Here is a 24,839-nt window from a genome sequence, read left to right as displayed (position 1 = left end):
GAGAGCGCCTGGCCGGTGGCTTCGCGGGGGGACGTGTCGCACTCATGGAGGTCGGGCTTTCAGAAGGCGAGCACGACGATGGTGCTGGCGTAGATGGTGATGAGCAGGATGCCGTCGAAGCCGATCCCGAGCCAGCCGCGCTTCTGGCGGATGAGGAGGCCACCGAGCAGAACTGCCGTCATGACCAGCGCACCGCTCGTGAGGAACAGCTCATCCGGGTTCGCAGCGTGGAACAGGGAGCCTCCCTGATAGGCGATGTCGCCGACGACGAGGTTGAGCGCGTCCAGACAGTTCCCGCCGACGATGGCGGCGATGGCCAGCGTCACGGCTCCGCGCCGGACGGCCGCAATGGACGTGACCGTCTCAGGGAGGGCATTGACACCACCCATGAACACGGCCCCCACGAGACCGGCGTTCAGGCCCGTATGCTCCACGATGCCTTCCGCGGCGCGGGCCACCGCCCAGCCCCCGATCATGACGAGGCCCGCCACGGCCGCGAACTCGGTCCACAGCCGTGATGTCCTGTGGCCGGCGAGTCCCTCGGTGTCTTCGCTCGCGACATCGGGAAGCGTGTCCCTGGTAGGCACGGCGCGCCACATGGGTTCGCCATGGGAGCGGATGAGCCGTAGACCACCGATGTAGAAGGCCGCCATCACCACGGACGCCGGATGAAATCCCAGAAACGTGACGGATGGGCTGAACGACGCCATCAGAGCGATACCCAACAAGCCGATCAGCAGGCAGCCGAACAGCATGTTGGGCAGGGACGCGGCGGCGTGTTCCAGGTTGACTCTCCGTAGGAAGGCGTCGGCGACGACGAGTGCGAGGGTCTGCGCCGCGATACCGCCCACAGCGTTGCTGTACGCAAGATCAGGCTGGTCCGCGGCGGCACTGACCGCGGTCATCACGATGCCCGAGAGAGACGTCACAAGGCCGAACAGCACCGCGCCGAACAGGGCTTCTCCCCAGCCGGTGCGGTCGGCGAGGGTGTCGCCCACCCCCCGCGAGCCGGACACTGCACACCACGGTGACGGCCGTGGCGAGGAGGAAGACTCCAGCGCTCCAGCTCAGGGGCCATACGTCGGTCAGCGATGTGAGCATGGATGCCTTTCGTCGGCGCGAATGGCAGCGGGGAGTAACCGACTGTCTCGTACCACCGAGTACTCGCTCCACACGACGCGCACTCAACGGCATGCTGTGTCGGCCAACGTGGTCACGCGATTCCCGGACCGCTCCCGCGTCCTAGGAACGCCGCTGCGGGGTCAAGACCGTCGTCGGATCGGTTGGCTCGGCCCGGTCCGGTGCGGTTCGGGCGAGGTCGTGTTCGAGTTCGTCCAGAGCTCGCCGGGCCGTCTCGATACGCCGGAGCAGCTGAACGGGCTGAACGGGCTCCGCCGGATTCCGTTCTGGCCGCTGTGTATCTGCCCGTGGCTCCTCTTGGTCCATTTCTCGGGCCTCGTCGAGGGAGGTGATGACGACACCGATGAGGACGTTGACCAGGACGAAGGAGGCGAGGAGCACATAGGAGGCGTAGTAGAGGAGGCTCCAGCGGGAGATGTCCAGGCCGGCGTGGACAGCATCGCCGATGCCGTCCAGGGTCATCAGAAGGAACAGGGTGAGCACGGCACGGCCGAGGGATCCGTAGTGCTCAGGGTCGTGGTGGCCGAAGAAGACCCAGCCCACCATGGCGTACATGTACAGCAGCAGCGCCCCGACGAGCAGGAAGCTGAGGGTACCCGGCAGGCTGCGCGCCACCGCGACGAGCACGATGCGCAGCTGCGGGAGGAAGCGGGCGGTTCGCAGCACGCGGGCCAGGCGCAGGAGGCGGAGGACGGTGGTGTTCTCGCGTATGACGGGCAGGAACGCGCACAGGACCACGGCCAGGTCGAACAGGTTCCACGGGTCCTTGAAGAAGCCCTGCGGCCGGTCGGCGTGCGCGGCCAGACGCAGCACGATCTCGACGGTGAACGCGGCCAGGCAGGCGTGCTCGGCCAGGCGTAACCAGTGATGCCAGTCGGCGACCAGTCCCGAATAGGTCTCCACGCCCAGCAGTGCGGCGTTGGCGAGAATCAGGGCGAAGACGGTGACGGCGAACCAGCGGGCCTCGATGACGGCGCTGCATCGTCGGGCCAGGGCCCTGCGGAACGCATGGACTTGGTGCTGCGGCATCCTGCTGCCTTGTCTCCCTCGCGTGCGCGACACTCGGCCCGGCCGGAACGGGTTGAGCGGCCCGAACGCCGGCGTTCATGCTCTAGAAGGCATTTTCTACAGGACTGTAGTTTCCGACGTGCGAGCGGGAGGGGGTATGGCGTGGCAACGGTGTCCGGACAGACATGCGCGAGCGCGAATCGGCGGGCGGCCGACGGTGGCCTGAACCTTCCGGTCCGCCGACGCCACGACCGGCGACCACGACCCGGCCACCGGCCACCGGCCACCGGAACGTCGGCGGCCTCGCCGCCGGCGCCATCACCGCCCTGCGAGCCAAAGCAACCCGAGCCGGCTCGGTCACCATCTGCGTCGAACCCGCCCGCTCCCGCTGCAACCCCTGCGCGACAGGACCCAGCCACAAGCAGTGCCGCGCCCCGGCGCCGCGACCGTCACGGCTCTCCGCATGAACTTGAGTCGCCGGTCGTGGTCGGCGGACGGTACAGGTCACCGTGCCGGGCAGATGCCGCTCGCTTCGCCTCGGTTTCATGATCGGGGCATCAGCGCGGGGCTCGCTGGTCGTAGTCGCGCTGGCGTGCTTGGATCTCGGAGGCGTTCGCGACGGTCCAGTCGTAGAGGTGAGCGAACGGCTCGCGCAGGGATTCGCCGAGGGAGGTCAGCGAGTATTCGACGCCGACCGGCGAGGTCGGCAGCACGCGGCGCTCGACCATCCCGTTGCGTTCGAGCCGGCGCAAGGTCTGCGTGAGGACGCGTTGCGTAACGCCCTCGAGGCGCCGCTTGATCTCGTTGAACCGGCGTGGTTCGTCCAGGACCGCCATCACCATCATCGACCACTTGTCGGCGATCTGATCGAGGATCGGCCGGCTCGGACAGTCGGACCGAAACGCCACGTCGTGCTCGGCGATGGCCCGGTAGACGGCCTCAGAAGTGGCCATGGCGGTATCCTCCACGATCCCTAGGATGCCTGAAGTGCGTTATTGACGCAGGTCAAAGACGGTTTCACGCTAGGTATACAACAGGAACCAGAGTCCTGTCGGATACCCAGGAGAAAAGTTATGGGCCACGACGCCTACCACACCTTGCGGGTCAGCCAGAAGGACGGAGTCGCGCAGGTCACGATCGACAACCCACCGGTCAACGTCCTCAGCGTCTCGGTCATGACCGAGGTGCGGCGCCTGCTCACCACGCTGGCCGGCGACGACACCGTACGCGTGATCGTGTTCGACAGCGCGGACCCCGATTTCTTCCTCGCCCACGTCGACATGACCGTCACCCCGGACGCCCTCGCCGGACTCATGGCCGACCTGCCGGACGGCGTCAACGTCTTTCAGGCAGTCGGGGAGCAGCTACGCCGCCAGCCTCAGGTGACCATCGTCAAGCTCGCAGGCAAGGCGCGCGGCGGCGGAGCCGAGTTCGTCGTGGCCGCGGACATGGCGTTCGCGGCGATCGGCGAGGCCGCGCTCGGCCAGATCGAAGCCCTCATGGGCATCGTCCCCGGCGGCGGCGCCACGCAGTACCTCGCCGAGCGCGTCGGCCGTAACCGTGCTTTGGAGATCGTGCTCGGCGCCGACCTGATGGACGCCGAGACTGCCGAACGGTACGGCTGGGTCAATCGAGCCGTCCCCGCCGACCTGCTCGACGAGTTCGTCGACCGCCTCGCCGGTAATATCGCCGCGTTGCCCGGCGACGTCGTCGCGGCGGCCAAGCGCGCCATCGTCCTCCGCGATCATTCTGATGGGCTGGCGCGGGAGAACGACGCCTGGGCCGGCCTCGTGTTCCGCCCCGCCACAGCACAGCTCATGGACGCCGGGCTGGCCAACGGCGCCCAGACCCGGGACGGCGAACAGGACCTCGAGGGCCTGTTCCGCGATCTCGCCGGGTAGAGGATCGGCTCCCGTGGCGACCGGCCGCCATATTCCGACCCGGCCGACTACCGCAAGCGCCACGCGGTCGAGTGCGGGATCAACCGCCTCAAAAAGCACCGCGCTGTCGCCACGCGCTTCGACAAGCCGGCGGTCCGCCACGAGGTGACCGTCCTCGTCGCGACCATCAACGAGTGGCTGTGAGCGGCGTCTTCATGGATGGCCCGTGGGCTGTCCCTGTTCCTTCGTCTCGAATGCCTGGGCGACGGCCAGGCTGTCCTCGTAGACATGGTGCCGGGTGACAAGACCATCTGCGACGGTGAGATGCAGGGCGAACCGCGCCTGCAGGCACGTCCGGTGGGCCGGGCTGTCTGACGAATCCCGCCCAGGACGACCGCGTCGCTTCCGGCGACAAGGACGCGCTCGACCTCAGTCGCCACATGCTCCGGCACGTGGTGCTCGGTATGCTCGCGGTAGTGGGCGGCCGCGTCAGCCCGGGTGGACCGGTGACGGAAATCCACGGTGTGGCAGTACGGCCGTGCTCGGCCTCCGGCCAGTCGAGCCTCCAGTCACCATGCTCGGCATACAGCTCGGCGATGTGCTCGGGGTTGCCCTCGCCAATCCCGCATAGCAACTCCTCACCCGCGAAAAGCGTGTTCGTGGATGTGGCTATGGACATGACCGAGCTTCGGGCGACTTCAAGCCGCCGGTCAAAGGGCTGGTGTGACAGTCCTGCTCCTGCTCGCAGAGGAGACCACTGCGGACCTGTGGGGACATCGCGTCCCGGAGGTCAGTGTTGTGCGGCGAACATGGCTTCGATCTCCTTGAGCACGAGGTCAGGACGGTCCGTCGGCACCTCGTGGGAAGTGCCCTTGGCAGTGACGAGAGTCCGGTTCGACGCCTCCCGGGCAAACGATGCGGCGGCGTCACGCCAGCGCTGGGCGTCTTCAGGAGACCCGGCGAACGGAGTCTTCTCCGAAACCATGACCGTTACCGGCACCGAAGCCGGCCACGTCACCTTGTGGAATGCCTTGTGCGCTGCGGCGAAGCCCTCTGCGGTGGAGATCAACTGGCGGTTCTCCGGCTTCTCGGGGTCCTTCTTCGCCGCATCGACCTCCGGCTGTGTCCCGGCGACGAGACGGGAAATCTCCTCGTCCGTGAAAAACCGCGGGAGATTGGCGTCGACCAGGACCGCGCCGGAGAGCATCTCCGGGTTGTCCTTGGCGAGATAGTTCGCGATCTCCCCGGCCTGGGAGTGAGATACCAAGGTCACGTCGTTGGCGATGCCCAGTTGCTTGAGTCCCGCCTTGAGGTCGCTGACAGCGCTCTCAACCTTCCACGCGCCAGGCACCATGTCGCTCTTGCCGAGACCGGCCCGGTCATATGTGATGACGGTGGCACCGGTGGCCGCGTGAAGTTTGGGGACGATGTCCTTCCACTGCGAGGAGTCCTCGCCGCCGCCCGAGTCCAGGACGATGGTGGAGCCGTTGCCCTGCGTCGCATAGAAGGCCACACGGTGACCCCCGTTGTCGACCATGTGCAGCTTCGCTTCGGCCGCCTCGGCGGATCCCGGGAAGGCGGACGAGGCGGCGGACGACGAGGCGGCGGGGCTGGAGGCGGAATCGTTGTCGCTGCAGGCAGTGATGCCACCAGCACCCAAAGCCAGCAAGGCGAGGGAGGACAGAACACGAGACGTGGAACGGCTCGTACGAGGGGCACGGGACACGAGTGATCCTTCGACGGCTTGAGGGCGCTGCGGTACCTGTCCGATCATTCGGGAACCTGGCTGCCCACAGGATCCGGCTGGCACGTCTGTTGGTGGTGCTGTTGATGCCAGCAAGCGTGGTGGGGCCACCCCCCTGGTCCTTCGCCGACCCGCGTCTGCTCACCGATGAGGCCCGCCAGGTGTCCGCGTGACCGCGCGCGGTGGCCGCGGGGACGGTGGACGTCACCGAACCTGATGCCGAAGGTGAGCTGTCGCCGAAGCATCGCAGAGATCATTTGTCAGACACGGCCTACGGCCTGCCCTTTGATGCGGCGTCGACCGACGCCGTCCGGAAACTTTGGTTTACGTAGGCATTCTCGTGAACTACAGTTACCGCATGACGGTCTCTGAGATCACCCCAGAAGAGCAGGCAGAGCTCGACAAGGCCCTGTACGACACCTTGAACCCCCTGGCCTCGGCCATCCGCTCCCGGGAGACCGGGCTGTCCGCCGACCGTATGTGGGACGCGAGTCCGGTCGAAGTGGCGCTGTCCGTCCTGGCCGCGTGGAAGGTGATGGACGGCGAGGTCAAGCGGCTCACGGAACGGGCGGCGGTGACCGCCGGCTCCTACGGCGCGAGCTATGAGCAGTTGGGAGCCGTCTGGGGCATCACCCGGCAGGGCGCCCGTAAGAAGTGGCCCGATGCCGTCAGCCGCCCCGCACCCACGACAGCGGGCAAGAGCACGCTGGCGCTGTTCGGAGGGACCGCTGAGCTGGTGCGGTCGCCTTCCGGTGGTTGGGGCTGGACTGGACGAGGCGCTGATGGAGCATCCGGCACGGCCGACGGGGCGCCGTACGCGACCGCGGAGGAAGCAGCGGCCCACGCGGGCGCATTCCTCAAAGAACGCGCCCTCGGCATCGACGATCAGCCCTAGAGCGTCTCACGTGGGTCACCTGCAGGCCCGGATGAGGAAGGCTGCGAGGTGGAGTGCGACCTGGCGGTCGGTGGCGAGCTTGTCCGTTCGCATGGCGAGGCCGCGCCAGTGCTTGCGCCGGTGGACGCAGCGTGGCTCTGGCGCCGAATGTGGATGACGCGTTACTGGCCGCTCGGTTCACGAGCCCTCCAGGTCGACGGCGGCGATTTGTCCGAGAAGTCCCGTCGTCGGCCTGACAGGAGCGCGCAAGACACTGACAGCGTCCCCGGGCTTGCCGCTTCGCTCGTCCCCCGGACAGGCCACACCCCGCCTCCCCCAACCGCTGGCGCAGGCGTTCCCCGCCTCAGGGCAGAGGCCACGGCGAAACGGAACGCGCGCGTCCACGGTTCTGTATGTCGACCACACCGTGTCATTCCGAAGCAACGCGGAACTCGAATTCGGGACGGTCCCACGGTACGGCGGGCGGGTTCGCGAGCACGGTCCCGATCCGCACTGCACCTACGCGGTGGTAGAAGTCCTCGGCGGGAAGATGCGACACGACCCTGACACGGTCGAGCCCGGCGGCACGGGCCTCGGACTGCATGTGCGCGACCAGCAGCCGTCCAATACCCCGTCCCTGCTCTTCGTCGGCGACGAACAGCAGGTCGAGCTCCGGTGGAGCGAGGACGAGCGAGTAGAACCCGAGGACCCGGCCTCCATGCTCGTCGGCGCCGACGGCCACAAAGACGCGGTGGGCCTCGATGTAATCGGGCCCGACCCGGTAGCCCGCGACTGCGGCTGCGTACTTACCCGCGTAGGCGCCCGAGCCACGCACGAGACGCGTGAGCCGTTTGGCATCCCGCGCGACGGCCCTCCGTATCGTGACCGGCCGGCTGACCGGGGAGGTGCGTGAACCCATCGGATGAGTATTTCGCACAGGGGCGTGCCGTCGTGCGGCGGGTCGGCTGCTCGGGGGATCGAGGCGCAGCCGGGTGAATGTGGCCGTGGCACACGTTCAGCGTGGTCCGAAGCACCGGGACGGCCTTGCTCTGGGCGCCCTGGTTCATGCAGCAGTCGACATTGCCCTTGTGGGCGGGATCTTCGCGTGGAAGTCCGAGTCGGAGATCTCGTCGTCCACCTGCTCGTTGCGGTGGCCCGCACAGGCGGCAGCCTGCGTCGCGGTGGCGGACCGATTCCGGCGCCGGTCAGTACGACGGCCGCGGTCGAGACACCCAACCCTGTACACAGTGCGCGGACCCTTTTCGTGGTTTCCCTGCGCTTCGACGGCGAGACGCGCATCGAAGTCTGGCGAAGGACGGCTACCGAGCCCAGGCTCCGGATCGGAGTCCGGCCGGCCGCGTCGGCTTCTGGTTGGTGAGGCTTCAGCCACCGCAGTAGCCGGCGTCTGCGGCGGCACGGCTCGCCTTCCCCGCCCGGCGGCTTCTTCGCCCGGGTGGGCACGCCGAGGAGCTGACGTCCCCTGCTGCGGCTGTCGTCGCAGACGACGAGGTAGCGCGAGCGGAGGTTCGCGCCGCCGGTCGACTTGGTGGTCACGCCGTGGTCCTGGCCCAGTCGGCCCGTTCGCGGTCGGGTCGGACCGCGGTGACCAGCTCGGCTCGCTCTCGGCGACCGGCGGGCTGGTGCGGTCTGTGGAATGCCGGAACGCAGGACGCACGGTGTTTCAGCCGGGGCGGGCGAAGGCGTGTCGATGTCCGTGAGGAAGCCGCCGACCGTGTGCCGACGGCTGTATCCGGGGAAGCGCTCCAGCAGATCACGCCGCGATCCATGAGGATCCGCGACCGGCCTCGGGCAACCTCGCGGGTCCGGGACGACGCGAGTCAGAAAGGCATCCGGGCTCGGGACCTGCGACCCGCCGAGCCGCTCTTGCTCACCGCGCGCGAGCTGCTGCGGAAGGGCTTGCTCAACAGGCGCCCCACCGGCCCTGGTGCCTTGCCCGCCGTCCTCGAACCGACGCCCAACGATCGCTGTGTTCCGCGCTCGGGGCCTCGCAGACGCGGCACCAGGAAAGCCAGTACCGCCAGGGCGACGCACACGGCCACTGTCCCGACCACCATCATGGTGCGAACCTCCTTCTCCTCGTCCCGTCGCTCTGCCTGGCCTGCCGTATGCCCGGCACCCAGCACCTCATGTGCGCGTGGGCAGGACTCTTCCCGCCATACTCGACGTGCCTCGATGCCCGAGCACATGGTCGGGACGTCACATGTCGAACGCCCGCAGCCCTTCACGCGCCGCGACGCGACGAGCACGATCGCCCACGCGCACTGACGCCTCGCGCGCTGTCCGCGGGCGGCGCGAGACCCTCGCGGGTGAATTGGCCGGCTCCCCCACCCTCCGCACGGCCGGTTCCGTACCGGCCCCGGCCTTGTCCAGGTCGCCGAAGGCCCTGGTCCGGCAGCCTTCGCACAGGACAGGGCGCACGCGTCACGTGGGCCGGGGCGCGCCTACCCGGGGCAACCGGTCTCCGGATCGCGCCGTTGCTGGGCGTCGAACAAGTCGCCCTTCATGTACGAGCAGGTCGGTGCCGCGTTCATGTCGTGGATGTCGGCGAGCCGCAGGATCGCGAGGTTGCGCTCGTTGCCGATGCGGGAGGCTCGGAAATCGATCTCTCCGGTCGCGCCCTGGAAGGTGGTCTCCCTGAGCTTTTGCGCGATCGCCGCCCGGTGGGGCGCCACTCCCTTGGCCAACGGGGTGCCCAGTTGCTGGTGCAGTGTGGAAGTGACGCTGACGAGCAGCCCCGCCACGTCATACGCCGTGCCGGTGCGCTCCGCAGGCCACGGCGTCTGCGGTGACTCCTCGTCGGGGAGCGTCTTCGCGAGTTCCGTTCGCAGCTTCTCGTAGCCTGAGCAGAACTCGTCCAAGGGCGTTCCCGCTCCCAGCAGAGCCGCGGGGCGCCCGTCCTTGGCGCAGGACGCCCCTGCCAGGGTGACGAGGCTGCCCATGCCGACGTACGACATGGAGCGGTTCGCCAGCGAGCTGTGCTGCCGGTTCTCTGTCTGTGCGACGAACCGGGAGACCGCGTCGGCGGCCACGATGAGGGGAAGCTTTCGCTGACTGGTGCAACCGCTGGTCGCGGATCGGAGGAAGTCTCCGAAGTCGTCCTCCCGCCCTATGTAGTAGACGATCTCATCGCTTCGGTCGACGCCGTCCGTGCACAGGGAGGCCACTTCACCGGCTGACTCCTGCCAAGTCGTCTCCGCCACGGGAACTGCCACCTTCTCCAGTTCGGTGTCGGCCGCATCGACCAGAGTCGCGAGGTAACTGTCCATGGCGCCGGGGTGGTACAGGGTCACCTGCCGAGCGTCGAGATACTCCGCGTATTCGGCGACCAGCTGAGCCTGCTGGGTGTTGTCCGGAACCATCTGGAAGTACAGGGGCGACCGCTCCCCCAGCCCCGAACCGGTCAGAGTGGTGCCGACGGTCGGAACACCGGCCAGGCCGATCTCCTTGATCGCCTGCTCGGTCTCCTTGACCGTGCGGTCCAAACCGACCACGGCCACCACCGAGGGGTCCTTGTCGAACAAGGGCCGGAGCATGTCGCGCACCACCTCGGGTGCCCTGCGCATTCCGTCTCCTCCGTTCGCCACGATGACGCGCAGCAACGGCAGGGTCTTCGATTTCACGTTCTGTGACCGCTGGCGCAGGAGGAGCCCTTCGAGTTCCTCGGCGGCGGCGTGATCGGTGTCGGGGGCGGCCTCGCGGTGGGTCAGGCCCACGAAGTGCACGACGCTGAGGTAGGGGCGTCCGGGCTGCCCGCCGTGCAGCTTCTTCGCCGTCTCGTTCTGCGCGTAGATCGCCTGCTGCGCCCTGCGCAGTCGTGCGTTGGTGCCGAAGACCTGTACGGCGTCGTCGCTGTAACCGACGCACTGGCGGTCATGCGGACCGAGCTCCACGGTCCTGACCGAGACACCGGCGTGGAAGCCGTCGCGGAAGTAGACACAGTCGGCGCCCCACGAGTCGATCACGTTGCGGGTCACGGGGAGCAGTACCAGGACCATCACGAACACCAGCAGGGTCTCGCCGACACCTCGGCGGGACAGTAAGGGAGGCGAGGGAGGGCGGAGGTCGCCTGCTCTCTCCCAGGCCTCGTGACGGCCGGTCCGGTCGTCGCGCGCAGGCGGCAGGGCGATCCACAGGTAGCGGGCGTTCTCCGCCAGTCGCTGTCGTTGCCTGGGCAGGTCGTCCAGCCACGTCCTCAGCGCCTCCGGGGCATCCTGGGGGTCACGGAGCGTGCCGGCGTGCCCTGCCTCCAGCGCCTCCGGGCGTTCGTCGGTCGCGGCGACGACGAGGAGGGGATCGAGTTCTCCGGTCTCGTTGCGGACCTCGCTGATGAGCCGGAGCAGCTGCCAACCACCGTTGCTCTCGCTGACGTTGTCGAGAAGAACGATCGTGTACGCCGTACGGCGCCACCCGGAGCGTTTGGGAAGGACGGTCCAGCGCCGACGGCGGTACGTCCGGCGCAGGTCTTCGAGGAACGCGTGCACCAGCAACTTCTTGATCTGCTCCGGGTTCTCCGATTCACGGCCGCGTTCCGTGAGCCTCTCCGCGAATCCGCGGAAGCTGGTGGAGTGACGGGGCACCATGAAGGGCTGCCGGCGCATGAACCAGCGTGCCTCCCTGCCCAGGCCGGGATTGCGCCGCCCCAGCCAGCGCAGACCCAGACGACGGCCGGCCTCCACGAGCACGTAGAGCGTGGATCCGATGAGACTGAGAGGGGAGGGGGTGGCGGCAGTGGCTGTAGTGAGAGCAGCGGGGTCCGACCGGTGCTCCCGGCCACTCCACCGGCGCAACAGATCGGCCAGTTGCCGTTCGCGACGTTCCGGTGCCGGTGACAGACGCTGGCCCGTCAGCCAGTCGGTCAGCCGGTAGTAGTCGAAGCGGAAGGGACGCCCGGGGCCGAAGCGATCGCCGGCGAGCTTCGTTCTCAGCTCGTCCAGGAGCGGGATCAGTGGGAGCGAACGGTCCTGGACGTCCTCCCAGCGGTCCGTCACCGTCTCGTTCACCGACTGGGTGTCGATATAGGCGTGGGGTACGGAAGCCTGGTGGTCGGATGCCTCCAGCCGTTCGTGGAGCGTGGCGAGGAAATCGTTCGGGCCTCGGTCCCGGACGAGACAGACCAACGGCAGTGGGCGTTCGCCCCGGACCTCGTCGTCCGATGTCTTGGCCAAGAACCGACGTCGATGAGTCAATTCCTTGATCATGCACAACAGTTCGGCCACACCGGCGAAAGACGACCCCGCTTCTGGCATGCCTGGCAGGCTACCCGCGTCCTTCACACCCGATACGCGATTTTCAGCAGAAAGTGCAAGGGGCACGTGTGGCGACGGCCGGCTCCGGCTGCGTCGTCACAGAGGCGGTCGAAGCTTCCGAAGCCGCAACGGGCCCCTTGCTCAAGCGCCTCGTTCCGGGCCTCCGCGAAGGGCCTTCACCACCGGAGGCGTCCATCCGCTGCCGGGTGGTGGCGGCCAGGGTGGATGGCTCGGCCGCCACCACGCCACTCGGTTCCCGCGGTGGTGCCGCCCTGCATGCGCTGCCGGGCGTACAGGGAGCGTCGCCCTCGGCCTCACCGGTGAGAGCTGTCCGCAGGGAGGCGGAGTCGGCCAGGGTGACCCAGCAGAGGGCTGATGAGACCGCCGATGCCGACAACAGACCACGTGGATCCGTACGGGCCTGTGAGCACGCGCACGGCCCACCGGACGGCCGCTCCCACGCCGTACCCGTCAGCCGTGGAGGACGGCGACATTCATGGTCAGCCACTTTGTCGGCCGGGCCGGGCCGGGGAGGGGGGATGACCCATGGGGCCCGCGCACTCATGGACGGTGCCGTTTGATGCTGGTCGGGTGGATGGGTGGCTGGAGTGGTGGTGGTCAGCGATGCTTGACACCGGCCTGGGCGGCGGGGGCGAGGGTCGGTTCGGTGACGGGAGCGTCGCCGAGCGCCCGGTCGACGGCACTCAGCAGGTCGTCGGGCAGTTCCACACCGGAGGCGGCGGCGTTGCTGTGCACCTGTTCGGGTCGGGAGGCGCCGGTGATGGCGGAGGCGACTTCGCTGCGGCGCAGGACCCAGGCGAGGGCCAGGACGGGCATGCTCAGCGCGGCCTGTTCGGCGATCGGGGCGAGACGCTGGACCGCTTCGAGGGTGGCGTCGCTGTAGACGAGGTCCTGGGAGACCGCCATGTCGGCGGAGGCGAAGCGGCTGTCCTCGGGAACGGGCTGCCCGGGCTTGTACTTGCCGGTGAGGACGCCCTGGGCGAGCGGGGACCAGACGATCTGGGAGATGCCGTTGGCGGCGCAAAGGCCGAAGACCTCGGCCTCGGGAGCCTGCCACAGCATGGAGTACTGCGGCTGGGAGGAGACGAACAGGTCGGGTCCGGCGATGTCGATGCCGGCCTGGATCTGTTCGGGGGTCCATTCGCTGAAGCCGAGGTAGCGGGCCTTGCCCTGTTCGACAACCTTCTGGAACGCCTCGATGGTGTCCTCGATCGGTACGGCGGGGTCGAAGCGGTGCGCCTGGTACAGGTCGACGTGGTCCGTCCTGAGACGGGTGAGGGAGGCGTCGATCTGCTTGGCGATCTGCTCCGGGGACAGGCCCCGGTCGGCCGGGTCGTCCGACATCGGCCCCCACACCTTGGTGGCCAGGACGTAGGAGTCACGGGGGTGGGTGGAGAGGATCTCGCCCCAGGCGGTCTCCGCGGCGCCTTGTCCGTAGACGTTGGCGGTGTCGAAGAAGTTGATGCCCGCGTCGAACGCCGCCTCGGTGCAGGTCCGGGTCCTGTCGGCCTCGACGCCGCCGGAGTAGGTGAGCCAGGAGCCCAGGGAGATCTCCGAGACCCGCAGGTCCGAGTTGCCGAGTGTGCGGTAGCGCATGGTCGCTCCTTGCGTCGGTTGCTTTTCTGTGGGGATGAGCAGCGGGTCAGTGGCGGAGGGCTGCGCAGTCAGGATCACGTCGTCGGCGGACGACTGCGACCGGAGGTGCTCCCGCGTGCGCGGGCCGATGAGCGCCGAGGTGACCGCGGAACGGTTGGCGACGAAGGCGATCACCGTGTCGATCGACGTCGTCCCCGTTGTCGTGTCCTCAGCCAGAGGGGCGAGGCCTCGGACACCTGACGCTTGCGCTGGTTGACCCGCGGGGACATGTGGACCCGGTCGGTCAGTCGCTGTCGGACCGGGGAAGGGGTGGGCAGGCCGGCGTGGGCAGGCCGGCGTCCTGGTGCCGGGGGCCGGAGAGCCGGCCGTCGCCGGGCGGGCCGTAGGTGATCACGTCCAGCCGTATCGGGCCGCGGTGGCAGGACGTCGGCCTCGATACGGCGCACCAGCGTGGAGTACGGCGTCTGCTCGCACTCGAATCGCTCCAGGCGCCGGCCGGGGCGCACCGGGCCTCGGCGATCTGGCCGCCGGGGAAAGGGGAGGAGCCGAGGTACCGGACTCTGTCCTGTCGGACCGGGCCCGTCAGTGCGCCCGGAGGCTCCTCGATGTCCGTGTCGGGCGAGGGCCGATCGACCTGTACCAGGTCGATGCGATCGGTGCCCGGTCGGCGCAGCGAGTCCTCGGCGGCCCGGGGGGCCCAGCGCCGCGAGTCGCCCCGCTGATCGGGGTCGCGTCCATCGGGTTGTGGAACTCGGTGGCCGGCACCACGTGGTCCCGGCGTGCTTGATCGCCCGGCCGACGCCTTCCTCGGACCGGCCCGCGTCAGCGACACGGTGTGCTGTCCCCAGCATGAGCTCCCGGCGCACCGCGCGGCACGGCTGCCCTCGGTGCTCGCGTCCGCGCGCCCCCTTCTTCCCCCTCCCCACTCTGCCGCTCTGCCGCGAGGCTGCTGTGCGGCAGTTGGCCCACTTCGACCGGAGGAGCACGATGTCCCCACCGCACGACGGCACTCCCGGCAAGCCGCCGCCCCACGCCGGTGGCGTGTCGGCGGCCGAGCAGGAACTGTTCGGCGGGCGCCTGCGCTACAACCAGGCCTTCGTCCACCACGAGGGCGCGCTGACGCGCATGACGTTCGGGCAGATGGCCTCGGCGTTGCCTCGTATGGTCGCGGTGGTGCTGCGGGCCGGGTGGGGTGTGGACCGCCGTGCCCTGTCGGGGCTGGTGGTCTCGCAGGTCGGGCAGGGTGTGACGGCGGCGTGGGGGTTGGTGGCGGTCAACCGGGTGCTCACCGAGCTGTTCGCGGAGGGCCCGACCGCGGACAAGCTGCGCCAGTCGCTTCCCGCCCTGGTCGTGCTGGCGTTGGTGTCGGTGGGGACGGCGGTGCTGGCCGCGTGGACGACGGCGATGTCCGGGCGGTTGGAGCCGCAGGTCGAGCGCGCCGTCGCCACGGACTACTACCGGGCCGTCACCGGTGTGGAGGTGGCGGCCACCGAGCAGCCGGAGGTCCAGCGGATCCTGGAGGCGGGCAAGTTCGGTACGGACTCGGCGCGGCGCATGCTGGGGTTGTCGGTGAGCGTGGCGGGCGTGCTGATCAGCATGGTGGCCTCGGCCGTCGTACTGGCCTCACTGCACTGGGCGTTGCTGCCGATGCTGCTGGCTATCGCGTTGCCCAAGGGATGGGGCGCGGTGCGCTCCGCCCGGCGCGAGTACGTCTCGCGCCGCCACTGGGTCGACCATCGGCGAGCGGTCGCCACGCTCCTGCAGTACCTGACACTCCCCCATGCGGCCGGCGAGATCCGCGCGCACTCGGCCGGCTCGCTTCTGCTGCGTGGTTACGCGGAGATGTCTTCCTTGATGGAGACCGAACAGCGGCGTCTGGCCCGCGCCCAGGCTCACACCGACCTCGTCGCCGGAGCCTTCTCCGGCCTGGCCTCGCTGGGCTGTTACGGAGTGCTGTGGTGGCTGCTCACCGGCGGCGGCCTGCCGCTTGCGGTGGGTGGCACCGCCGTGGTCGCCATCCAGACCTCGACCGCCCGTCTGCGCTCCCTCGTCCAGCAGGTCAACCGCATGTACGAGGAGATGCTCCACCTGGGCGACACCGAGGAAGCCACCCGACTCGCCGCCCGACACGCCATCCCCGCCACCGGCGTGCCTGTGCCCGAGCCCGTTCGAGCGGTCGCCGTCGACAAGGTCTCCTTCACCTACCCCGGCGCCGGCTCCCCCTCCCTGCATGACGTGAGCCTGCGGGTCCAACGTGGCCATGTGACCGCGCTCGTCGGCGCGAACGGCTCCGGCAAGACCACCCTCGCCAAGATCCTCGCCGGCCTCCTCCTGCCCACCGACGGCACCGTGTGGTGGGAGGGCCCCGGCAGTGAACGTGTCGAGGCACGCGCGGCCGACCGGGCGGGCATCTTCCGCTCCGTCGGACTCCTCGCCCAGGACTACCCGCAGTGGCAGATGACCGCCGCCACCAACATCGCCATCGGTGCCGGCGACCGCCCACGCGACATGACCCGCATCGAGGAGGCCGCCCAGGCCGCCGACATCCGAAAACTGATCGAGGACCTTCCTCATGGCTGGGATTCGATCGTCTTCAAGGGCTACGACCGTGGCGTCCAACTCTCCGGCGGCCAGTGGCAGAAGCTGGCCAACGCCCGAAGCCGTTACCGCGACGCCCCCGTTCTTCTCGTGGACGAACCCACCTCCGCCCTCGATCCCCATGCGGAGATCGAGGCCTTCGAGCGCCTGCGCACCCTCGCCGACAGCGGCACCGCGGTGGTCCTCATCACCCACCGGCTCGCCGCGACCGCCACCGCCGATCACATCTACGTCCTCGATCACGGACGTGTCGCCGAGCACGGCAGCCACGAGTACCTGATGTCCCGTCCGGGCGGCCTCTATCAGGCCATGTTCCAGGCCCAGGCCGCCCAGTACGGGCTCACCACGCCTCCGGGCGGTGACTTGCCGCGGCCCCGTCGGAGCTTTGATGTCACGGACAGGAGAGCCCATTGATGACCATGGCTACGCCTGACAGGGCAACCTCTCCCCCGAGTGTCCTCGCGGTCTTCGCCCACCACGATGCGGAATCGCTCTCAACAGTCGGCCGCCCGGCCCAGCACGTCACCGTCACCCATGACACCCCCGCAGGCCTCACCGGCATCCCGACCGCCCGCACACTCCACCTGGCCCACCCACTCCGACTCGAAGCCGCGCCCGTTCGTCGCAGCGGAGCTGGAGGAAAGCGAAAAGCATCTGGCCGAGCAGTTGGCGGAGGCAGGTACGAGCCGAGCGCGACGAACTCGCGGTCGTTGAACGGGTTCTCGAGCGGGTGAGTGAGCAGCTCGTCGGGGGGGCGTGCTTCGGCCGCGCCGACGCCCGGGCAGGTGGGCGGCCGGACGGTGACGCTGATCCCGCACCGCACGTCCGGGTGGAGAGGGGGCCCTGCCGTCGGACTACCGGCGCGTTCTCGCCGCCGTACGGCAGGGCGCCGGACCGGCCGTGGCCCGGCAGGTCGGCGAGATGCTGGGGGTGGACATCAGCGTGCGGGCCGGACTGGAGCCGCTGCGCGGGAAGCTGGTCGTCAGGCCGGTCGACCGCGGCCGGCTTCGGAAACGGCCCGACGGCCGGTTCGCCGCTCGCCTGTGACCAGGGACGCTCCGCCCTGATGGCGCTCGTTGACTGAATTCCCCACCCACAAGCTGTTCCCCAGGTCTGCTCATCTGGTAGGTCCGCTCTACCCGTGCGGCGGTCCGTACGACTCCGACGGTGCGGGAGTACAGGCGCGCGCCTCCACGGCAGAGGGGTTTGCATGTGCCGTAGCGGCATGTGGTCCAGTAGGCGGCAAGCACGACATTGAGAGGTTCCCTCGCATGCCCCTTCCTGCGATTCCCCGCCGGGTCAAGATCGGCGATGCCGCCGCGTTCGCCGGGACCACGCCCCGCGCCATCCGCCACTACCACGCCATCGGGCTCCTCGCCGAACCGGAACGCGGCAGCGACGACCGCCGCCGTTACGGATACGACGACATGATCCGCCTGCTGTGGATCCGCAAGATGGCCGATGCGGGTATCTCCCTGGACGACATCCGGGCCGCCTTCAAGGACACCACCGGCATCGAGCAGTCCATGGCCCGCCTGGAGGAGTCCCTCGCTTCCAAGGCGGCCGCCGTCGAAGCCCAGCGGTCCGCCGTACACCGCCTCCGCGAGGTGGGCAGCCCTCTGGGCCTGCTCTCCCCGCTGGTCACCGGCCGCCTGCGCGATCTACCGCCCGGAGCCCTGCGCTCCGCCGACCTCGATACCCTCCTGGTCACTGAGTGCGCCTGCGGCCCTCTGGGCGCCGCTGTCCAGGCCGACCGGTTCATCGTCCTGGCCACCCACCCCGAGCTGCGGGCCGAGGAAGACCGCCTGGCCGAGGCCGAGGCGGCCCTGGACGACACCATGTCCCCCGACGACCCCCGCATCGAAGACCTGGCCGCCCAGCGATGCGATCACGAGACCGCCCTGGCAGCCGCCATCGAAGGATCCGGCCTGAACGAGGCCCTCGACGTCCTCCTGGACCAGGAGAACGAGCACGCCGGCGAGGAAGAAGACGGGGCGAGGATGAGCGTGATGGAGGCCATCGGCAAGATGCCGTACGACTTCTCCCCGGCCCGCGTCCGGTACGAGGAACGTGTTCTCGAACTGTTTCACTCGGCCGATCAGGACGGCGACACCCCACGGACCTGCTGACTGGCGTCGGCGCTCGGGGCGAGCCCGACAAGAGCAGCCCCGTGTCCGAGTCCACCGTCCGTCGCCCAGGCGCCGCGCCTGGATCGCGTCTTGACGGCGACGGGCCGCTGTTCGGGGAACAGAGCCCGGGTGCCTGACTGGGCGGCGTGCCGACCGCCGCCCAGCGGCACACGGGGAGACCGTGTCAGTCGTCGAGGGCGTCGAGCACCGGCTTCAAGTCGACGAACTTGAAGTTCGTGGCCTCCCGGTCCGTCTCGCCCGGCTTGTCGTCGCCGTCCTGGACAACGAGCAGACCGTGCGGGTACTTCCTCCCGAGTGGCTCGTTGAGGACGGCGGCGCCGTCACTCTCCTCAGTGCCGTCGAGGCTCTCGGAGGCGGCGACCACCCGGAAGCCACCTTCGTACTCGTTGTCGTCGTCCAGTTCGCGATCGTATGCCGCGAAGGTGTCGTCGCCCTGGCTGGAGGCGAGCAGGTAGCCGTCACCGTCTTCCTGGTTGAGCAGGGTGAGGCCCTCGACATCGGCCGACAGGCGCCTGCCGCCGTAGCCCGGATCCTCGCCCGGGACACACTCCTCGGTCTCCTCGTCGTAGGTGCCGGGCACTCCGAACTCACGGACCTTGTCGATCAGTTCAGGAGTGCCGCGAAGGTCGGCGTCCACGCGCCAGATGCCGACGTCCTCCTGGCCCGCGTACAGCGTGCCGTTCCGGGGGTCGACGACCATGCCTTCGACCTGGGGCATCTCGCCCGGCTCACCGCACGGCGTCCAGGTCCTGCCGTTCGGCAGCTTGAACGTGGAGGGCAGTTGGAGGGTGCGAACCTTGCGGTAGGAGACCGTGCCGTCGGCGGCCCCCGTCAATTCGAGCAGGCTGAGCGCGGTGCGCTCCCGCTGGCTGACCACCGCGTACGAGCGGCCGCTGGACGGCTCGGTCCACGTGGCGAGTCCGTAGGCGGTCCGCTGTTCGTTGGTCTCCTCCTGCGAGGACGAGTGGATCGTCGGCGCCGAGGGGGAGGTGACGTCGGTGAGCGGAGTGGCGGCGTCGCCACCGTCGATGCGGTAGATCCGCAACCGGTCACTGCCACGGTCGCTGGTGACGGCAAGGTCGGCCTTGACCGAGCCGAGCCTCATGCCGTGCACGAGGTCGACGTTGTTGAACCGGCCGGGGGCATCGCCCGGTCCCGGTGCTTCGGGCGCGGCCACTGATTGCACTTCGCGGGCGTCCAGGTCGTAGACGCGCAGACCGCCCTCCTTGGCAGTGGCGACCACCAGGCTGCGGTCCGGGTCCGCCGGGTTGCGCCAGATCGCCGGGTCGTCGGCGTCCGCGTTGCCGCCGGTCTCGTCGTCGTACTCGGGAGGGGTCTCCGCGATCGGCTTCACACCGGGCAGGTCGCCGGTCGCCACGGCCACGTGAGGTGCCACCATGGCGAGCGCGGCGAGGGCCGCGAGCAGTGCGAAGCGGCCGACGGCGGTACGGTCTCGGACGGACTGAGCCATGAACTGTGGTCCCTTCATGCCGCGAACAGGGTGAGCTCACCCTGAAGTCGTCCCGTGAAGGGTTGCCGAGGAGTAGCAGGACGAAAGGCTGTCCTGAAGATGAACAGCACACGCCGTTCACGCCGGGCCGCACGAGTGCGTCGGCACCGTGAGACGCAGCTCACTGAGGTGGGTGCCTGCGGTCTGCCGAGTGCATGAAGACCCTTCCGACTGGCGCGGCCCTGGGGCGGTCGGCTGGGAGCGCTCGTGGGGTGGTTGGCGCTGCCTGGGGCGGGATGCCGGGGGTGAGCGTCTGTGCGCCCCCGTAAGCCCTCTCCCCGCACGCCCCCGGACCGGCGCACGGTCGAAAGCATGGTGGACACGGCGGAGCAGGCGTGTGCGGGGCGCGGGGACGGGAGCGACTGCCCGAAAGGCGAGGTAGTGCCGGCCGGGCCGGGGCCGGGCGAGGTCCGGTGCGAGGAGTGCCGGCACCACTGGGAACTGGACGCCATGGAGCCAGGCCGGCGTACGGCGCCGGATGAGGGGCTGACGCAGCCTATGGGGGATCCGAGGGAGACCGGGCACGGGGCCGCCGCGTAGGCCGGGGTCAGTGGTCGGCGAAGCCCCCCGGATCGGTACAGGCGGGAGCCGATTGAAGGCGCCGGGCGGCCCCGGCGCTGGATCTTCTCCGCATCACACGGGGTGCGGCGTGCCCAGGATCCCGGTCATCACCGAGTGGATCGGGGAGCCGTTCAGCAGCTTGCCGAGTTCCTCGACGCCGTGTTGTCGTTGCGGTGGAGTGAGCGTGAGGTACTGCTCGATGCGTTCGTTGAATGTCTTCCGGTACTTCGCGTAGAGCTCCCGGTCCTCCCGGATACGGCCGGCCAGCTCGACCAGGGCGGCGGTCCCGTCGAAGTCGTCCTCCGGCAGCGGATGACACGGAACCACATCCGTGAACCGGCCTCCGGAGCGTCCGAACACCGTGCCTTCCAGTGCGCGCATGGTGAAGACATGGGCGTAGTGCTGTTCGTGGATCGCCAGGGGAAGCCTCCCCAGGCTGATCGATTCGTGGAGTGCCGTGAGCCCGGGAGCCAACAGGTAGTCCGCAGTGGTCGCCGCCGCCTGGAGCAGTTCACGCTGGCTCAGCAGACGGCAGTCGGCCCGGCCGCCCGCGGCCCGGATGGTCTGTTCCCGGCCCTCGCCGAACGGCCCGCCGCACAGGAGTACGTGGCGGAACCGGGGCCAGTCACGCAGCAGGTCCGGGATCCACTGGTGGAGCAGGCGTACGTAGTCGTCGTTGACGTCGAAGTCCAGAAGAAAGTTCTTGAACCCACCGATGTTGATCAACAGGTCGTGTTCCGGTTCGGCGGCGCGCACGACGTCTCGCAGGCCTTCGACGTCGACGATCGAGCCGGTCACGTGCATGTGGGGCCCCTCGCCCAGGGCGGCGACCTCGGACGCGCGCTCGGTGACGCCGGGGAAGTTCTGAACGACACTGTGTGTGGCGAGCAGGTGAGCCGCGACGACTCGCTCGTGCGGTGACAGGTTTGACAGGTGCTGGTCGGCGGCCGCGAAGCGGGAACGTGGTAGGGCCGTGCACAAGTCGTGGATCTCGCTCAGCGGTCGCGTGAGCTGCCAGAAACTGAACAGGCTGTCCACCATGGTCACGGGCCGCCGCGCCACGACGGTCCGGAGCACCAACTCGGCGTCCATGACCGAGACGACGTGATCACTGCCCCGCAGCAGGTCGTCGAGCAACGCGGACCTGGCGTTCTCCGACAGCCCGCCCGTGTCATACAGGGCGTCGAAGGCATCGGGGTTGCGCCGGGCGAAGAGTGCGGCGACACCGTCCCCGACGAACACCCGTTCGTGCTCATGGAGTGGCCGGGAGACCGCGACGAGTTCGGAGACCGGGCCGAAGCCGCAGTTCTGCGCCCCCATCACGATCCGCACGTCACTGCCCTCCGCCGGTGGTCCCGCGCCGAGCGCCCGCCGCGTCGGTCGCTCCGGTCGCGGAAGTCGCGGGGGTCGTGGGGGTCGTGGGGGTCGTGGGGGTCGTGGGGGTCGTGGGGGTGATCACCTCGGTGAGCCGTTCGGCGAAGTCCGCGGGATACCTCGCGTAGCCGACGTGCCCGCCGGGGAAGAGTTCCACGTCGCGGCCGAGCCGGCCGGCGAGAACGAGCGTCGGGCGGTGCACAAGGTCCCCTCGGGAGGCGATGCCACCGGCCCACACCACTTTGTCCGCCACTTCCTCCAGCGCGGCGACGTCGGGTACGAAGCGGGTGAACGGCCGGACGAAGTGGGTGAGGAAGAAGTCGGTGTTGTTGTGCACTTCGGGAAGGGCCGGCGCGGGTCGGCCGCCGTGGAGAGCCTGCAGCTTGGTGAGGGCCGGCGCCATTCCTTCACGGAGGTACGTCTCGCAGACGTCGTCGAGAAGTGCCAAGTGCCGTTCGGCGTCCGGAAGGATGCTCAGAGCAGGCGGCTCGTGGGCGACGACCACCTGGACTCTGTTCGGATGGCGGACGGTGAGTTCCAGCGCGATGAGCCCGCCCGAGCAGCTCCCGAAGACGTACACGGACTCGTCCGGGCAGGCGAGGTGCTCGATCAGGCGGTACGCGTCGTCGGCGTGCTCCTCGACCCTCTGGTCCACCGGGGGGCCGTCGAGCACGCTCCGTGAGTTCCCGCGCGGGTCATAAGTGACGACGCGGTGGCTCCCCGCCAGGACGGCGGCCAGGCGTTTGAACACCGCCGCATCGGAGTTCCCTCCCCCGATGAGCAACAGGAGCGGGCCTTCACCGCCTCGTACCTCGAAATAGATCTCCGCGCCCGGTACCGCGAGCGTCCCGCTGTCCAACGGATTCATCACACTCCAGGGGCTCGGCCGGTGTGATGTCACAGCGTCGCACGGAGAATTCGGCCAGTGCAGGGCGTGCGGGAGTGGGTTGCCGACTTCACGGGCGCCCCATGGCCGCATGCGCTTCCCACTGCTGCCATGCGCCGGTCTTGCGGCGAGACGGACTGGGCATACCGGTCGCATTGGCCCGTTCCCGCCATGTGTCCTCAGGCAAGGAGGCCCGGTTTGACGGGCATCGAAGAAGTGCGAAGAATTCTCCGTGACTTGGGAATCGAGGAAAAGCCGCTGCGCCAGGACGCGCGGTTGCGTGCGGACCTCGGGCTCGATTCCGTCGACCTCACGCAAATCCAGGTGGAACTGGCCGAGCGCTTCGACACCCGCGTCGACCTCTGGGCAGAGCACGATCTCACCGTGCGGCAGCTCGCAGACGCCGTCGGCGACCGCCGGCCTGGTGCGAGTGCCTGCGGGGATTACCGGGACCGTGGCTGGTGGCGTCCGGACTTCCTGGACGACATCGTGCTGAGCACCCGCGTGCACGTGGGGCATCGGGTGGCAGTGGTCGACGCCGAGCACACCTTCACCAGGGCAGAGCTCGACGCGGCGGTGTCCGGCTGCGCCGCCCGGCTGGCGCGCACGGGCATCCGCCCCGGCGACACCGTACTCGTACAACTGCCCAACCAGGCCCGACTCGTGATCCTCACACTCGCGCTGATCAGGCTCGGTGCGCGCCCGGTTCTCACCCTTCCCGCCCTGCGCGCGCACGAACTAGAGACCGTGATCACGGCGTTGACTCCCACCGCGCTGGCGGTGCCTGCCCGCCATCAGCGCTTCGACCACCTGCGGCTCGCCGAGAAGCTCCGTGACCGGCACCCGTCGGTGCGCACCTTGCTCGTCTCGGGTGCCGGCGACCGGACCGTCGGCCATGTGGACATCGACCGTCTCATCGAGGCCGGTGACCCGGCTCCCGCCCACTCGGACCGGCGCCCGTCGGACACCGCGCTCTTCCTGCTGTCGAGCGGCACCACGGGTGCCCCCAAAGCCATCGCCCGAACCCATGAGGCGATGGGTCACGTGGTCCGTTGTGCGGCAGCGGTCTCGGGACTGACACCCGAATCCGTGTACCTCGCCGTCCTGCCGGTGACCCACGGTTTCGCCTTCTCCTCTCCAGGGGTGCTCGGCACGCTCGCCCGCGGCGGAAAGGTCGTACTGTCCGACCCGAACGATACGGCCGCCGCCATGTCGCTGATCGAACGAGAACGCGTCACACACTGCGCACTCACCCCGGCGCTCGCCCGGCAGTGGCTCCTCGCACGCGCCGCTTCCAGCGGTCCTGACCTGTCGAGCCTGCAAGTCCTGCAGGTCGGCGGGGCCCGCCTGGACGAGTCCACGGCGGCCCAACTGAGCCGTGTTTTCGACTGCCGAATCCAGCAGGTGTACGGCATGAGCGAGGGACTGCTGAACTTCACCCGGCTCGACGAACCGCCCGCGGTGGCGTTCGCCACGCAGGGACGCCCCTCCTCGCCCGGTGACGAGACCCTCGTCGTCGACGGCGAGGGCCGGCCCGTCGCCGACGGTGAGATGGGCGAACTCCTGGTCAGGGGGCCGGGCATCATCACGGAGTACCACGGTGGTGCGGCGGCGGCCTCGTTCACACCCGACGGTTTCTACCGCACCGGCGACCTCGTCCGTCGCCACGAGTCGGGCAATCTCGTGGTCACCGGACGTGTCAAAGACGTGATCAACCGCGGGGGAGAGAAGGTCCCGGCGGACGAACTGGAGGCGTTGGTACTGGCGCACCCCGGTGTGCGGGCCGCCGCGGCCGTCGCGATGCCCCACCGTGTACTGGGTGAGGTCGTCTGCCTGTACGTCGTGGGCGGTGACGAGGGAGCACCGTCCCTGCCAGAGCTCCGCGGGTATCTGGAGGACGGCGGACTGGCCCGGTTCAAGCTGCCCGAACGGCTCGTCGAGGTGCCGGCACTCCCCTTGACCGCCGTGGGCAAGACGGACAAGGTACGGCTGCGCCGCGACATCGCGACCCGCCTGGAGACCGAAGGCTGACGTGGCCGGGTCCGGGTGCCGTTGCCGAGGACGGCGGGCGGCCGACCGGGGCCGGCCGTGGATCTCTCTCGTCCTGCGGGACCGGGCAACCCACGACTTCGTCACCGAGTTGTTCCGGTGTGCTCACGCGTCTGGTCCCCTGGTCCGGCCCGGCGGGGGCTGAGCGCACGGCTACTGGGTGCGCGCCGGCGGGGCGGCC

General features: G+C 69.2%; 17 protein-coding genes and 2 pseudogenes. 6 read left to right on the top strand and 13 right to left on the bottom strand.

Annotated elements, in window-relative coordinates; genetic code table 11:
• Positions 1-59 precede the first annotated feature (59 nt).
• From ACH4NX_RS03575 to ACH4NX_RS03565, 3 genes and pseudogenes are all read right to left on the bottom strand, one after another.
• Positions 60-1,101, bottom strand: a pseudogene (locus ACH4NX_RS03575) (sodium:calcium antiporter).
• A 141-nt stretch (positions 1,102-1,242) separates the two neighbouring features.
• The gene (locus tag ACH4NX_RS03570) at positions 1,243-2,169 is read right to left on the bottom strand and encodes an ion transporter (protein ID WP_351401137.1); all 927 of its coding nucleotides are present in this window, start codon (positions 2,167-2,169) and stop codon (positions 1,243-1,245) included.
• Between the two features lie 536 nt (positions 2,170-2,705).
• The gene (locus ACH4NX_RS03565; protein ID WP_351401166.1) at positions 2,706-3,101 is read right to left on the bottom strand and encodes a helix-turn-helix domain-containing protein; all 396 of its coding nucleotides are present in this window, start codon (positions 3,099-3,101) and stop codon (positions 2,706-2,708) included.
• A 120-nt stretch (positions 3,102-3,221) separates the two neighbouring features.
• Here ACH4NX_RS03565 and ACH4NX_RS03560 point away from each other — a divergent pair, with 120 nt between their 5' ends.
• Positions 3,222-4,049: an enoyl-CoA hydratase/isomerase family protein gene (locus tag ACH4NX_RS03560; RefSeq protein WP_398127486.1), complete on the top strand. Its 828-nt coding sequence runs from the start codon at positions 3,222-3,224 to the stop codon at positions 4,047-4,049.
• Positions 4,050-4,241: 192 nt separating this feature from the next.
• Here ACH4NX_RS03560 and ACH4NX_RS03555 read toward each other — a convergent pair.
• Positions 4,242-4,707 (bottom strand): annotated as a pseudogene (locus tag ACH4NX_RS03555) (nuclear transport factor 2 family protein).
• A 111-nt stretch (positions 4,708-4,818) separates the two neighbouring features.
• Positions 4,819-5,697, bottom strand: coding sequence for an alpha/beta fold hydrolase (locus tag ACH4NX_RS03550; RefSeq protein ID WP_398127485.1), 879 nt, complete (start codon positions 5,695-5,697; stop codon positions 4,819-4,821).
• Between the two features lie 433 nt (positions 5,698-6,130).
• Between ACH4NX_RS03550 and ACH4NX_RS03545 the strand changes: the two genes are divergently transcribed.
• The gene (locus tag ACH4NX_RS03545) at positions 6,131-6,667 is read left to right on the top strand and encodes a hypothetical protein (protein ID WP_351401143.1); all 537 of its coding nucleotides are present in this window, start codon (positions 6,131-6,133) and stop codon (positions 6,665-6,667) included.
• A gap of 409 nt (positions 6,668-7,076) precedes the next feature.
• Here the strand turns inward: ACH4NX_RS03545 and ACH4NX_RS03540 are convergent, their stop codons facing one another.
• The 5 genes from ACH4NX_RS03540 to ACH4NX_RS03520 all read right to left on the bottom strand — a co-directional run bounded on the left by ACH4NX_RS03540 (position 7,077) and on the right by ACH4NX_RS03520 (position 14,362).
• A complete protein-coding gene (locus tag ACH4NX_RS03540; RefSeq protein WP_351401145.1) occupies positions 7,077-7,565 on the bottom strand; it encodes a GNAT family N-acetyltransferase in 489 nt (162 codons plus the stop codon).
• Between the two features lie 919 nt (positions 7,566-8,484).
• Positions 8,485-8,724 (bottom strand): DUF6411 family protein, encoded by a 240-nt coding sequence (locus ACH4NX_RS03535; RefSeq protein ID WP_351401147.1) that lies wholly within the window; start codon positions 8,722-8,724, stop codon positions 8,485-8,487.
• Between the two features lie 384 nt (positions 8,725-9,108).
• A complete protein-coding gene (locus ACH4NX_RS03530; RefSeq protein ID WP_398127484.1) occupies positions 9,109-11,832 on the bottom strand; it encodes a hypothetical protein in 2,724 nt (907 codons plus the stop codon).
• A gap of 699 nt (positions 11,833-12,531) precedes the next feature.
• Entirely contained in the window at positions 12,532-13,530 is a 999-nt protein-coding gene (locus ACH4NX_RS03525; protein ID WP_398127483.1) for an aldo/keto reductase family protein, read from the bottom strand.
• Positions 13,531-13,813: 283 nt separating this feature from the next.
• Positions 13,814-14,362 (bottom strand): aldo/keto reductase, encoded by a 549-nt coding sequence (locus tag ACH4NX_RS03520; RefSeq protein WP_398127482.1) that lies wholly within the window; start codon positions 14,360-14,362, stop codon positions 13,814-13,816.
• Positions 14,363-14,517: 155 nt separating this feature from the next.
• Between ACH4NX_RS03520 and ACH4NX_RS03515 the strand changes: the two genes are divergently transcribed.
• The 3 genes from ACH4NX_RS03515 (at position 14,518) to ACH4NX_RS03505 (ending at position 18,257) form a co-directional block, all read left to right on the top strand.
• Complete coding sequence (locus ACH4NX_RS03515; RefSeq protein ID WP_398127481.1) at positions 14,518-16,542, top strand: ABC transporter ATP-binding protein; 2,025 nt, start codon at positions 14,518-14,520, stop codon at positions 16,540-16,542.
• A 486-nt stretch (positions 16,543-17,028) separates the two neighbouring features.
• The gene (locus ACH4NX_RS03510) at positions 17,029-17,175 is read left to right on the top strand and encodes a hypothetical protein (protein ID WP_351401158.1); all 147 of its coding nucleotides are present in this window, start codon (positions 17,029-17,031) and stop codon (positions 17,173-17,175) included.
• A 224-nt stretch (positions 17,176-17,399) separates the two neighbouring features.
• Positions 17,400-18,257 carry a MerR family transcriptional regulator gene (locus ACH4NX_RS03505; RefSeq protein ID WP_398127480.1) on the top strand — a complete coding sequence of 286 codons (858 nt, stop codon included), beginning with the start codon at positions 17,400-17,402 and terminating at the stop codon, positions 18,255-18,257.
• A 184-nt stretch (positions 18,258-18,441) separates the two neighbouring features.
• Here the strand turns inward: ACH4NX_RS03505 and ACH4NX_RS03500 are convergent, their stop codons facing one another.
• From ACH4NX_RS03500 to ACH4NX_RS03490, 3 genes are all read right to left on the bottom strand, one after another.
• Positions 18,442-19,749 (bottom strand): phytase, encoded by a 1,308-nt coding sequence (locus ACH4NX_RS03500; RefSeq protein ID WP_398127479.1) that lies wholly within the window; start codon positions 19,747-19,749, stop codon positions 18,442-18,444.
• Between the two features lie 672 nt (positions 19,750-20,421).
• Positions 20,422-21,681, bottom strand: a complete 1,260-nt coding sequence (locus ACH4NX_RS03495) for a hypothetical protein (RefSeq protein WP_351401164.1) — start codon at positions 21,679-21,681, stop codon at positions 20,422-20,424.
• Between the two features lies 1 nt (position 21,682).
• Positions 21,683-22,591: an alpha/beta fold hydrolase gene (locus ACH4NX_RS03490; protein ID WP_398127478.1), complete on the bottom strand. Its 909-nt coding sequence runs from the start codon at positions 22,589-22,591 to the stop codon at positions 21,683-21,685.
• 255 nt (positions 22,592-22,846) lie between these two features.
• Between ACH4NX_RS03490 and ACH4NX_RS03485 the strand changes: the two genes are divergently transcribed.
• Entirely contained in the window at positions 22,847-24,640 is a 1,794-nt protein-coding gene (locus ACH4NX_RS03485; RefSeq protein WP_398127477.1) for an AMP-binding protein, read from the top strand.
• The last annotated feature ends 199 nt before the right edge of the window (positions 24,641-24,839 follow it).

The organism is Streptomyces sp. NPDC017225, from assembly GCF_044331465.1.
In the GTDB taxonomy this organism is placed as follows: domain Bacteria; phylum Actinomycetota; class Actinomycetes; order Streptomycetales; family Streptomycetaceae; genus Streptomyces.
This window is presented reverse-complemented; position numbering and strand designations above follow the sequence as displayed.

What these genes read in the sequence shown, in the direction of transcription:
- ACH4NX_RS03570 (WP_351401137.1), bottom strand. Translation starts at nt 2,169, where the DNA reads ATGCCGCAGCACCAAGTCCATGCGTTCCGCAGGGCCCTGGCCCGACGA.
- ACH4NX_RS03565 (WP_351401166.1), bottom strand. Translation starts at nt 3,101, where the DNA reads ATGGCCACTTCTGAGGCCGTCTACCGGGCCATCGCCGAGCACGACGTG.
- ACH4NX_RS03560 (WP_398127486.1), top strand. Translation starts at nt 3,222, where the DNA reads ATGGGCCACGACGCCTACCACACCTTGCGGGTCAGCCAGAAGGACGGA.
- ACH4NX_RS03545 (WP_351401143.1), top strand. Translation starts at nt 6,131, where the DNA reads ATGACGGTCTCTGAGATCACCCCAGAAGAGCAGGCAGAGCTCGACAAG.
- ACH4NX_RS03540 (WP_351401145.1), bottom strand. Translation starts at nt 7,565, where the DNA reads ATGGGTTCACGCACCTCCCCGGTCAGCCGGCCGGTCACGATACGGAGG.
- ACH4NX_RS03535 (WP_351401147.1), bottom strand. Translation starts at nt 8,724, where the DNA reads ATGATGGTGGTCGGGACAGTGGCCGTGTGCGTCGCCCTGGCGGTACTG.
- ACH4NX_RS03525 (WP_398127483.1), bottom strand. Translation starts at nt 13,530, where the DNA reads ATGCGCTACCGCACACTCGGCAACTCGGACCTGCGGGTCTCGGAGATC.
- ACH4NX_RS03515 (WP_398127481.1), top strand. Translation starts at nt 14,518, where the DNA reads ATGTCCCCACCGCACGACGGCACTCCCGGCAAGCCGCCGCCCCACGCC.
- ACH4NX_RS03505 (WP_398127480.1), top strand. Translation starts at nt 17,400, where the DNA reads ATGCCCCTTCCTGCGATTCCCCGCCGGGTCAAGATCGGCGATGCCGCC.
- ACH4NX_RS03500 (WP_398127479.1), bottom strand. Translation starts at nt 19,749, where the DNA reads ATGGCTCAGTCCGTCCGAGACCGTACCGCCGTCGGCCGCTTCGCACTG.
- ACH4NX_RS03490 (WP_398127478.1), bottom strand. Translation starts at nt 22,591, where the DNA reads ATGAATCCGTTGGACAGCGGGACGCTCGCGGTACCGGGCGCGGAGATC.